7 protein-coding genes are annotated in these 11,998 nt (G+C 45.4%); all 7 read left to right on the forward strand.

From position 1 onward, the window contains the following. Nucleotides 1-414: 414 nt before the first annotated feature. On the forward strand, nt 415-2,487 hold the full coding sequence (locus ACKI5G_RS01570; RefSeq protein WP_407396994.1) for a SpoIVB peptidase S55 domain-containing protein: 2,073 nt from the start codon (nt 415-417) through the stop codon (nt 2,485-2,487). Between the two features lie 172 nt (nt 2,488-2,659). Further along, on the forward strand, nt 2,660-3,430 hold the full coding sequence (locus ACKI5G_RS01575; protein ID WP_407396995.1) for an MlaE family ABC transporter permease: 771 nt from the start codon (nt 2,660-2,662) through the stop codon (nt 3,428-3,430). 19 nt (nt 3,431-3,449) lie between these two features. Next, complete coding sequence (locus ACKI5G_RS01580; protein ID WP_407396997.1) at nt 3,450-4,190, forward strand: ABC transporter ATP-binding protein; 741 nt, start codon at nt 3,450-3,452, stop codon at nt 4,188-4,190. Between the two features lie 2 nt (nt 4,191-4,192). Further along, a complete protein-coding gene (locus ACKI5G_RS01585; protein ID WP_407396999.1) occupies nt 4,193-5,470 on the forward strand; it encodes an MlaD family protein in 1,278 nt (425 codons plus the stop codon). 80 nt (nt 5,471-5,550) lie between these two features. After that, complete coding sequence (locus ACKI5G_RS01590) at nt 5,551-6,906, forward strand: TolC family protein (RefSeq protein WP_407397001.1); 1,356 nt, start codon at nt 5,551-5,553, stop codon at nt 6,904-6,906. Nucleotides 6,907-7,034: 128 nt separating this feature from the next. Beyond that, nucleotides 7,035-11,480, forward strand: a complete 4,446-nt coding sequence (locus tag ACKI5G_RS01595; RefSeq protein WP_407397003.1) for a translocation/assembly module TamB domain-containing protein — start codon at nt 7,035-7,037, stop codon at nt 11,478-11,480. A 21-nt stretch (nt 11,481-11,501) separates the two neighbouring features. Then, a partial coding sequence (locus ACKI5G_RS01600) for a sigma-70 family RNA polymerase sigma factor (protein WP_407397005.1) occupies nt 11,502-11,998 on the forward strand: 497 nt, incomplete at its 3' end.

An 11,998-nucleotide genomic window follows, 5' to 3' on the forward strand; every position in this document is an offset into this window, starting at 1 on the left:
ACAAATGATTTTTTCCACTATTACATAGGAATAGCAACAAAAAATTTCTTAACGTAGCGGAACTAATTGCTAAATCTACCAGCCCCCATCTTTTCAACAGTGCCAAATTTACAACGGCAGGGGCAATTTTCTTGAACATTAAGCTGTGGTACGTAAGAAAATATTTTTTCCATTCCTGCATTAGCAAGAAAAATTATTTGTTTGAGCGAGCATCATCATTTTTGATCGGCGAAGCGAGTTGTAATTTTTATTGCTATTCAAATCGGTGGAAAAAATATTTTTAGTGCCACAGCTGAGTGAAAGAAAATCGTCCCTGTCGTGTTAATCTATTCCTGATGAATTAAATTGTTACTGTTGTTTTTCAGATATATAAGCTATAATTAGCTTATGTGTTAAATAGCAAAATCATAAGAGGTGATTATCATAAATAGATTTTTAAATAGATTAAAGAAACGTGCTTTGGCCATGGGGATTGCCTTCAGCCTTGCAATGGGTTCCATATCCTTCGCTATGCCGGAAATTATGCCCCTTACAGAGGTGACTCCGGGTATGACAGGCAAGGGATATACCATCATTGACAAAAGCGGGGAAATTAAGTCCTTTGATGTGGAAGTGGTGGGAGTCAACGGTAGCAGCAGCAAGCTGGCCTCTCCACGTATTCTCATTGATTTGTCCGGAGAAATGATTAAGACTACCGGCGGTATTGTATCCGGTATGAGCGGCTCCCCTATTTATGTGGATGGCAAGCTCATTGGTGCAGCCTCAGCCTCTTTTAGCAATGTGTACCTTGATAAACGGGTTATGGTAACTCCTATTGAGTATATGTTGAAGCTGTGGGATTTGCCGGATAATAAAAATAAGACTCAGACTCCACAGATTGATCTGAAGAAGATTCGTGAGGAAGCAGCCAAGAAGGCAGAGGAAGAGGCCAAGAAGGCAGAGAAAGAGGCCAAAGCCGAGGAAGAAAAAGAATCTGAAGTCGAGTCTGATACCCAGAAAGCTTCTGTAGATGACTCTGCCCCTGAAAGCAAGGAGGCTGTAATCGAAGAAAAGACAGCTGATAAAGGACAGAGGGATAATACTTATATAACCAAGGAAGAGCTGGAGGCCCAGAAGGAGGTTGCAGAGACTGAGAAGCAGGCGGAAGCTCCTAAAGAAAATGAAGAGCAGGACAGGGAAAAGGCATGGAAGCTGGTGTCCGGCTTCTCCGGCAAGGGCGTGGATTTCCTCTCAGAGAAGATTCCCGGAATAAAGCTGCGGGATGTGGCCAATTGGAATTCCAATGCTGGTCCTGCCACCATTGATTACAATGCTAACTTGGAGCCAGGTGGTGCCGTAGGTGTGGCCCAGATTGTGGGAGATTACTACGTGGGTGCCATGGGTACGGTAACAGCCGTGGATGGCAAAAGAATACTGGCCTTTGGTCACGGAAATACGGACCGGGGAAATGTAAATTATTTTATGACCGGGGCAGATGTGTTCTCCACAGCCCATGGTCCTTTGGATGGCATGAAGATTGGTCATATGACCTCTATAATCGGCCGTGTAAATCAGGATAGATATGATGGCATAGCAGGTATTTTGGGGGAATATCCTCAGAATGTTCCGGTGATTCTTACGGTAAATGACACAGATCTGGCTAATTCCCAGACCTATCACTCCTTTGTTGCTTATGATGAAGAAGTGGTGCCTCTGCTGACCACTGCCATGGTGTACGACTCCATGTACAAGACCATAGACAGGGCCATTAACGGTACAGCAAAGGTTCATTTCCGCATTCGCACCGATATGGGGGAAAATGGCGTAATCGAGCGCACAAATATGTTCTATAATGGCAGTGATGTGGGCAAGCAGGCTGTAGGTGAGCTCAATGAGATTTTGAACACCATCTGTACCAATAAGGAGAGGGAAGCCAACATCTATGATGTAAAGGTGGATGTGTTTATTGGCGGCCAGCGTATGACGGCTTCTATTTTATCGGCAACCCCTGATAAAACCGAGGTATGTGCCGGTGATAAGGTTATTTTTAAGACTACGTTGAAGCCTTATCGTCAGGAGAAGGTAACAGTGGATGTTCCTTATACTGTGCCGAAGACCCAGCTGCCAGGGACATTGAATCTTGACCTGCACGGCGGTGGACTGATTAATGTAGCTAAGCTGCTGTTGGCCCAGCAGGCCGGGGATGCTTCCCTGGAGGAGGACCAGAATGTCAAGACTGAGGCCAAGATAAAGGAGATGCTGAAGACTGCCTGCAATAATGATATTGTGGTGGAGCCGGCAGCAGCACCTATTTTAACTGATGCGCAGCAGAAGGCAGCAGTCAAGGAGGCTATAAAGCAATCCAAAAAGCTGGCAGAAAATGGTAACAAGGCCAAGGTGGATAATTCCAAGCCAATAGAGGCTGTACAGCGTACCGCCACCGACTATGTAATAGAAAATGTAATTCACACAACATTAAAAATAGTAGAGAATAAAGCTAAAAAGTGATAGTATTATGGCAGGTACAGTTTTCTTTCACCCAGCTGTGGCACTAAAAATTTTTTTTTCGTACCACAGCCTAACGTTCAAGAAAACTATACCTGCCATATTTATATACTTATACATATATATTCATAATCATTACGTTTTAATATTGATTTTTATGAGGGCTTAATAATATATGTTTGTTAGGTTTCTGGAGATAATTGGTGCTTCAGTTTTGGAGCTATTATATTTCATCGGTGATGTTATGCTGCTGTTCATAGGGACAGTAAAGCAGATGCCCGTGAAGATTCGGGTGCGTCACGTCATCCATCAGATGTCCCATCTGGGTGTGGACACCCTGCCTATAGTGTCCCTTACAATGCTGTTTACCGGTATGGTAATGACCCTGCAGGTGGCTAATGAGTTCATTAAAATGGGAGCTGAGTCCACAGTAGGCGGTATTATAGCTATAGCCATTGGCCGTGAGCTGGGCCCTGTTCTGGTGGGAGTAGTGGCAGCTGGCCGTGTGGGCTCTGCCATGACAGCGGAAATAAGTACAATGAAGGTAACAGAGCAGATTGATGCCCTACGGGTTATGGGAACCAATCCTCTGGGATATCTGGTGGTGCCGAGGATGCTGGCCTGTATGATAATGGTGCCATTGCTTACTGTATACGGTGACGTTATTGGCGTTGTAGGCGGCTGGGGTGTGGCCAAATATTATTCTGGCATTTCTTCCTATGTGTATGTGAATTCCATTCCCGAATATGCAGTGCTGAACGACCTTACAGGGGGACTGGTGAAGGCCGTCGTTTTTGGTGTGGTTATTGCGGTGTTGGGATGTTATTATGGCATGAAGGCACCGGAGGGTGCCGAGGGCGTAGGCAAGGCCACCACCAAGTCGGTGGTTAGTGCTATCGTGGTTATTTTTATGTTAAATGTACTGCTTTCCATGGTACTGTATTAATTAATGGTGGAGAGGTTCCATGATAAAAATTGAAAATGTATCCATGTCCTTTGGGGACAAGAAGGTACTGGACAGCATAAATTTGGAAATTAAAGACGGGGAGACCTTGGCTATTATTGGTGGTTCCGGCTCCGGCAAGAGTACCTTGCTACGGCTGATGATAGGGCTGGATCACCCCACTGGGGGAAAAATTTGGTTGGGGGATAAGGATATTGCCCACATGCCGGAAAAGGAGCTGGATCAGCTTCGCCTTCATATGGGCATGGTTTTTCAGTATTCTGCCCTATTTGATTCCATGACTGTAGGGGACAATGTGGCCTTTGGCTTAAGGGAGCATACGGACTACAGCGAGGAGAAAATAGCAGAGATTGTTAAGGAAAAACTGGAGGTCGTGGGACTTCCAGGGACGGAAAACATGATGCCGGGAGAGCTTTCCGGTGGTATGAAAAAGCGTGTAAGTCTGGCCAGGGCAATTGCCTTTGGGCCGGAGATTATATTTTACGATGAGCCCAGCTCCGGCCTTGATCCGATTATGACGGACAAGATTGATGAGCTGATTATTTCCACCCAGAAGCGACTGGGGGTAACCTCGGTGGTGGTAACCCATGATATGGACAGTGCGATTCATATTGCTGACAGAATCGCCATGATTTATGAGGGAAAGCTCATTGCAGTAGATACAGTAGATAGTTTCCGCAGAATAGAGGATCCGCGGGTTAAGGCCTTCTTACGGGGCCTGTATATTGGCAAGGAGGCATAAGGGTGAGTACAGAGGTTAAGGTTGGTGCCTTTACGGTGGGGGGCTTGGCCCTGGTAATGGCAGTGTTTGTATTTCTTACGAATTTTAGTTTTGGGGGAGACAAGAGCTATAATCTTTATGTAAATTTTGGCCAGGCCATTGGTCTGACTCCCGGTAATGCAGTGGCTTACGCCGGTGTAACCGTGGGCAGTGTGGAGGCCATAAGTCCAAACGGCCCGGGGGTTTTGGTGCGGGTAAAAATTCAGGATGATGTGAAAATTCCAAAAAAATCCGCCTTTACTATTACCTCCAATGGTGTTATGGGGGCCAAGTTTGTTAATATTCAGCCTGCGGTGGACAGCGATTTAAATGATTGCTTCCGGCCGGATGATTATGTAGAAGGTCAGGGGGAAACGGGTATTGATAACGTAATGCAGGGGGTCAGTGCGGCCCTTGAGCAGGTGCATGAGTTATTGGCCAATATGAATGATATTATCGGCGATAACGATACCAAGGCGGCATTAAAGGATATTTCCATGAATATGCGCCAGGTAACTGATAATCTGAATGTGATGACTTCCACCCTTGCCAATGTGGCAGTAAGCTCCCAGGATGATATTCGCAATATGGCCAGAAATCTTAATGTGATGACGGCAAGTTTAACCCGCAGTGCCAACAGCGTGGAGTCCATGATAAATACCTTTAGTGGTGATGGGACCACGGCGGAAAATCTGAAGCTGGCGGTTAACAATTTGTCTGAGGCCAGTATTCGCCTTAATAATATGGCCAAATCTTTGGAGGGTGTGGTTACTGACCCTCAGGTGGCAGACGATTTAAAGCAGACTATCCATAATACCAGAAATCTTACGGAAAGAGCGGACAACATGATGTCCAGGATTTCCAGCATTAAGGTGGGCGGTGGTTTGGAAACCATGTATAGTGGTGGCAAACGCGACTGGTCCAGCAATATGGATGTGGGTCTTTATAGTGGCAACAGCTATGGTAAAATTGGAGTTTCCGATATTGGCCGGGAAAATTACTTCAATTTGCAGGCAGGTATCCGCTCCGGTGCCTTTGGAGGTCATGGCGGAATTATTGACAGCAAGGCCGGGTTGGGCATTGATTTGTTCGGCGGCAATAAGGTTCAGCTTTCAGTGGATGGCTATGATCCAAATGAATTTAAGCTCCGCTCCCGCCTTTCCTTTGAGGTGGCGCCTAATACCTATCTTTTTGCCCAAATGAATGATATAAATCGCAGCAGAACCAGGGCAACATATTTTGGTTTACGGAGAAGCTTTTAAAAATATGTTTTTAATCTGATTCTCATGTTTTTTTCAATAATCGGTAGTAATATATTACCCTAGAGGAGGTATCTATATTAATGAATAGTAATAGATTTAAAAAGTTAACTGCCCTGGTAATCAGCGGTGTTATGACCATGTCGGTGGCTGGTACGGCAATGGCTGAAACCATGGATGTAAATATTGAGGATTGTGTTAATTTGGCTATGGCCAACAATCATACCATAAGAAGTGCCATTGATGATTATGATTCTGCAGTATGGGCACGTCATGTGGCCCGTCGTCAGCATGGCCCTACTTTGAACTGGAGCAGTGCAGCCCGTCGAATTGGTGGTAATGTATATAGTGCGGCTGATGTTAATTCTATGTATACTAATACCGTTTCTGTAAGCATGCCAATTTATTCCGGCGGTCAGCTGGAGGGTTCCATTAAGGCAGCGGATTTGTCCCTGAATGCCAGCGAGCTGACTTTGGAGAGCACCAAGCAGAGTATTAAGGCCAAGACCCAGGCAGCTTATTATAATGCCCTTAACTGTCGTAATCAGATAGCAGTATCACAAAATTCCGTTAAAACCCTGGAGGAGCATTTGCGTAATGTTAATGCCCAGTATACAGCGGGAACTGTGGCCAAGTCGGATTTGTTGGCTTCCGAGGTACAGCTTTCAAATGCCCAGCTGAATCTGGTTTCTTCCCAGAATAATTATGATTTGGCTATTGCTAATTTAAACAATATCGTAGGTGTACCAAGCGGTACTCAGCTGAATTTAAAGGATGAGCTTGGGTATATACCTTATGAGATTTCCCTGGAACAGTGCTCAGAGTATGCCCAGCAGAACCGTCCTGATATTTTGGCGGCAGATTATAATGTGAAAATTGCCGAGGCCCAGAGGGATGTGGCAGCATCAGGTAATTTACCAAAGGTGAGTGCTTCGGTATCTAAGTCCATAGCTGGTGAAAGGGCCTTTGGCGAAGACGATAACCCGGCAGATGCTTTCTATAGCCAAAATAGCTGGTATGCTGGTCTTGGGATTAGCTGGGATATTTTTGATAACAATGTAACCCAGGCTAAGGTTAAGCAGGCCAAGGCGGCTATTGAAAAGGCCAAGGAGGCGGCTCAGCAGGCCCGGGATACCGGAGATTTGGAGGTTCGCACAGCATATCTGAATCTCACCTCCGCAGAAAAGAGCATTGAAACTGCCAAGGTGGCTGTGGAAAAGGCCCAGGAGGACTACAAAATCGCTCAGGTCCGTTACAGCGCAGGCGTGGGTACCAATCTTGATGTAATGGATGCCGAGGAGAAGCTGACTGCTGCCCAAAGCAAATATTACAATACCTTGTATCAGTATAATAACAGTAAGGCTGATTTGGATCGGGCCATGGGCCTCATGGTGGATTTGGATGTAAGTAAATTGCAGGAGCAATTAGCAAAAAATTAATATAATTTTTAAAAAGTTTATAGTTTATTATGTTATACTTAAGTTGCAATGTGCGGTATTAAGTATGTGACTGCCACCTTATTGCGTGGCAGTTTTCTTTTACAGGGATTTTTCTAGGGGGATATTTAATGGACCGTAAGGTTATGGGGAAGGTCACTGGTCTTTTGGGCATAGTGTTTATTATAATGGCCTGTATTTACGGTTATATCACATCTTCTGCCTTTATGGAGAGAACAGCTGAAAATGCAGCCTCCATTGCCAGTGAGGTGTTGGATACCAAGGTGGAAATCGGCCTGGTTAAGGTGGATTCCTTTAATTCAGTGGATATACGGGATATAGCTGTTTACGACAAGCAGGATAAGATAATTGCCAGGGTAGCTGATGCCAAAGTGGGTTTCAGCTACCTTGCTATGTTTAAAAACTCTGTTTCTGAAGGCGTTAGGGACGTGTATATCACTGATGTGGAGGCAGATATCCATCAGCGCAGTGATGGCAGCTGGAATTTTGAGGATTTGGTGTCTGAGGAGCCCAGTGACAGTAAATTCACCGGCAAGGTGCATATTAAGGACGGGATACTGAAGGCTGCCTATAATGGTCAGGATATTTTGGTGGAGGATTTACAGGCAGATTTGGATTTTGATAATTATCCTGCTGTGCGCCTGGAGGGTACTGCCAAAAATCAGGGAGCAGAGGTTAAGGTGGCTGCCAACTACGGCGGTTCCAAGGATACCCTTAATGTGGAAATTACAGATTTGGAGCTGGCTAACTATACCGCCTTTATACCATCCGGCACCCTACCACAGGATATGGTTAAGCCGGATAGTATTAAGGGGAAAATAACCAGAGCTGTGGTTACAGGAGAAAAGGTCGGTTCGGAGCTGTATTACAGCGGTCAGCTGGAGCTTCAGAAGGGCGAAGCAATTATTCTGGATAAGAAAGTGGAAAACATTAATGGACTGTTTACCTTTACCGAAAAGGCTATTCAGGTGTTTATGAACGCGGAAACTGCCGGGCAGAAGGCTACTGCCAAGGGCAAGGTGAAGCTTGTGGAGGGGCGCCCGATTCTTGATTTGACGGTTGCCTCTGATGGCTTTGAGCCGGGAGCTCTTATAGATGATATTCCATACAGTGGACCTGTGTCCTTTAATGCCCGGGTGACCGGGGATGCCACCAGCCCTGTGGTGGATGCGGATGTAAAAATAGCTGAGGGCAGTGTCAACGGTTATGATTTTACCAACTGCACAGCCAGGATTAGATATGCAAATGAGGCTGTATCTGTAACAGCGTTAAGTGGTGATATTTTTGGAGGCCATGTAACCGGTGAGGGGGATTTTGATGCCAAGACCTTTGATTTCGTGGCCAAGGTGAAGGCCAACGGGGTTAATCTTTCCCAGGCTTCAGCCAATATTCTTGAATTAAGTGAAGCAGGGGGAGCAGTGTCTGCTGATCTCTTTGTTACGGGCAATGTAAATGATGTTGGCAATACCCGGGTTATGGGTACAGTGTCTTCGGATGGGGCTTCCTATATGGGGATTGGAGCCAACAGAATTGATGGCTCCTTTATTTATCAAAATAAAGACCTCCATGTGGATTATGTCAGTGCAATCCTTGAAAATGGTGGCGAAATTGGGCTTCAGGGTGATTTACTTCTTGGTGAGCAGCTTGATATAAGCTTTTATGGCCGTGATTTTGATTTGTCCCTTATAAGAAATATTTCTCCGGAGGCAGATGTTTCCGGGTTAAGCGATTTCAGGGGGAAATTGAAGGGAACCTTGGATGACCCTGTATTGGGAGCTTCCTTTGCAGCCCGGGAGGGTGTTATCTTTGACCAGCCATATAAGCGACTTCATGGCAAGGCCATTGGTGGACTCCGTGGAGTTGGTGTAAAGGACCTAATAATTGAAGGTGATTATGACAACCGTTGGGAAGTAAATGGTATTGTGGGATTTTTGGGTGAAAGGAGAGTTCATCTTACCGTTTCTACCAGAAATGCCCGTATGGAAAATATGCTGAAGGCAGCAGAGGTGGATATACCACTTACAGGCAGTGTGGATAATGAGATTGAGGTCAGTGGCACCCTGGATAACCCGCAGGTAAAGGGACATTTCAATTACAAGCTGGGTAAGTTCAGCGATGAAATTGTTATTCAGAGTATTACTGGTAATTATACCTACGAGAATAATCTGCTGACCCTTACGGATATACATATCCTGTCTCCGGGAATTAAGGCATATATTGGCAGTGGTACTATTACCTCCGGCGGTGATATGAATATCACCGTGGAGGCCAAGGATATTAATCTGGACGATTTTGACAAGCGTTCTCCTGTTCCGTTGGACGGCTATATTAATTTCATTGGTACTTTGACAGGTAATGTGGAATCGCCGATTTTCCACGGTACTATATCCTCCAATGAGGTGATTTTGCGGGGAGAGGAATTTAATGAGGTGGCGGGGGATATTGATTACCGTAATCATAGAATTTTCTTCAAGAATATGTATGTGAAGCAGGGGGATGGAAAGTATACCCTTAACGCCAGCTATAATTTCGTGACTGAGGCCATTGGCGGCAGTATTACCCTAAATAATGTGAATATTCAGTCTTTGGGGATTATAGCAGGTTGGGAAAACAACAAGGTCACCGGTAAGCTGAATGGCGACTGTAATATTGCCGGGACGGCAGATAATCCAAGCCTGGTAATTGGCGCTTATGTTACTGATGGTTATTTCGGCACATATCCACTTAGCGATGTGTATTGCAATGCCACCCTTGATAATAGAGTTATCAAAATAAAGAATCTTACGGGATCTGAAGGCAGTCAGGGGAGATTTACGGCCCTTGGCACTATAGATTTGGATGGTGATATATCGTTGACAGCAGATGCCACCAATATTGATGCTGGTGCATTGGCAGGAGCTGCGGGATATACCGGGGAAATTACCGGTAAAGTGAACTGTCATGTGGAGGCTGCGGGAGAAACTGCCAACCCTATGGCCGAAATCACCCTATATGGTGAAGAAATCGGCGTACGTGGAGCTGCTCTGGACAGTATTTCCGGCAAGCTTATGTTACAGGATAAAACTCTTCACATAACTGAGCCTTTTGTTGCCCAAAAAATGGTGGGGAATAATTCCAACAGAGTAGTGGTGACGGGATATACTCCCTTGGGAGCTTTCCAGGCTGATGACTCTAATGACAATGAGCAAATGAATTTGACGGTATCCTTGGAGGATGCTGACCTTAGTCTGTTGCCATCCTTGTCTGATTATGTGGAATGGTCTGTAGGTCCAACAGATGGTACAGTGCATATTACTGGCACTGCAGCTCATCCTGCCTTTGAGGGAAACATTGTGGTTACAGATGGCGCATATAAAATAAAGGGTGTGGCAAATCCGGTTACTGATGTGGAGCTACGCCTGTCCATGCTGGGAAATACCTTTATGCTGGAGAGTTTCACTGGCAGGATGGGTGAAGGCAGCTACAAGATGACGGGCTATGCGGAAATGGATGGCCTGAAGCCTGTGAGCTATCATCTGGGCTTTGATGCCGATCGATTGGATGTGCGGTGTAATTTCTTCAGGGGACCACTTACAACTACCATTAACATTGATAGTCTGGAGAAGCCGGATGAGTTTATTAAGGGTGAACCGGTGGCCGCCAGAACCATTCCTAGAATTTCCGGACGACTGTTTTTGGAAAATGTGGTGATTTCTACACCACCAATTCCTACGGATAGCGCAGAAATGCCGGAAGTGGGGCTTGATTTCGATGTGGAGCTGGGCAAGGGCGTCCGTTTTGTCAGTGCTAATCTTGGAAATCTGCTGTTGGTGGGAGAAGCCCATTTCCAGGGTACAACCCTTATGCCACATACCAGCGGTGCTATTACAGTTAAGCGTGGAACAATTAATTATCTGAAAACAAATTTCCAGATTTATGAGGGTGCAATAAGGTTTAACAGAAGTGACAGCCTTTATCCTTCCATCACTCTAAGGGCAGGCACCAAGGTGGCCAGCACCAGGGTCTTTGTCAGTCTTGATGGTCCAGTGGAACACATGCGGTTTAGGCTGATGTCCTCGCCACCAATGTCAGAGGAGAATATTATCCAACTGCTTACCCTGAGAAGTGATTTCAGAAATAATATGAGTGACTCGGCAAAATTCGCCGCCATGTTCAACGTGGGACTTTCTATGACAGTGCTTTCCGAGGTGGAAAATGCCATTAGGAATGCCCTTGATTTGGATCTTTTCTCAGTGGAAAGGGATACTTCAGAATTCCTCAGTCAAAAAACAGGCGACAAAAACTATGAGGAAGTGTATAATATCAAATTGGGTAAATATATATCTGACAGAACCATGCTGACCTTTGCCAAAAGTGTTAATAATAACGACTATAAGGCTGGTGTGGAATATGAGCTGACAGATAATCTGAATCTTATGTATTTGTTTGATGAGGATCATGCCCATACCTTTGGTTTATCCCACCAGTTCAGGTTCTCAACAGCACCTTCATACAGTGATGGGGAGAATGAAAGGCTGATATACAGCGATTTGGGATACGCAAGAATAACTCGATAAGTTTTAGCGAAGAAGGTTTTTATGAAGCTGTCTGAGTATATGCAGGAACTGAATAAGGTTAAGATGCTGGAGCCGGCGGAGGAAAAGGAGTTGTGGTATGAATTTAAGCATAATCACAGCTCTGAGGCCCGCCGCCGTATCATTGAGGCATATCAGCCACTGGTGTTTAGGACAGCTATGCCCTTTAAGGATCTGAAAAATATCATGGATGTTATTCAGGAGGGCACCGTTGGTTTGATAGAATCTGTGGAAAGCTTTGATCCGGACAGGGGCGTGGCCTTCAGTTTCTTTGCTGTTTATCGCATAAGAGGCCGAATGTACCGCTTTATGAAGGAAGAGGGCAATGCCGATATTGCTTGTCTGGAAGCAGAGATGGAATCTGGTGTGTCCCAATTGGATATGCTGGCAGATACAGGCACCCCCGTTACGGAGTTGGCTGAAATCCATTTGGCTTCTGATGTGGTTATGGAAGCCATGGACAGATTGCCTCATAAGGAGCAGCTGGTGCTGAATCAGGT

The sequence above is a fragment of the Anaerovibrio sp. genome (assembly GCF_045637405.1).
In the GTDB taxonomy this organism is placed as follows: domain Bacteria; phylum Bacillota; class Negativicutes; order Selenomonadales; family Selenomonadaceae; genus Anaerovibrio.

Bases quoted from the DNA above. Each gene is read 5' to 3' on its own strand.
- ACKI5G_RS01575 (WP_407396995.1), top strand. From the start codon at position 2,660: ATGTTTGTTAGGTTTCTGGAGATAATTGGTGCTTCAGTTTTGGAGCTA.
- ACKI5G_RS01595 (WP_407397003.1), top strand. From the start codon at position 7,035: ATGGACCGTAAGGTTATGGGGAAGGTCACTGGTCTTTTGGGCATAGTG.
- ACKI5G_RS01580 (WP_407396997.1), top strand. From the start codon at position 3,450: ATGATAAAAATTGAAAATGTATCCATGTCCTTTGGGGACAAGAAGGTA.
- ACKI5G_RS01590 (WP_407397001.1), top strand. From the start codon at position 5,551: ATGAATAGTAATAGATTTAAAAAGTTAACTGCCCTGGTAATCAGCGGT.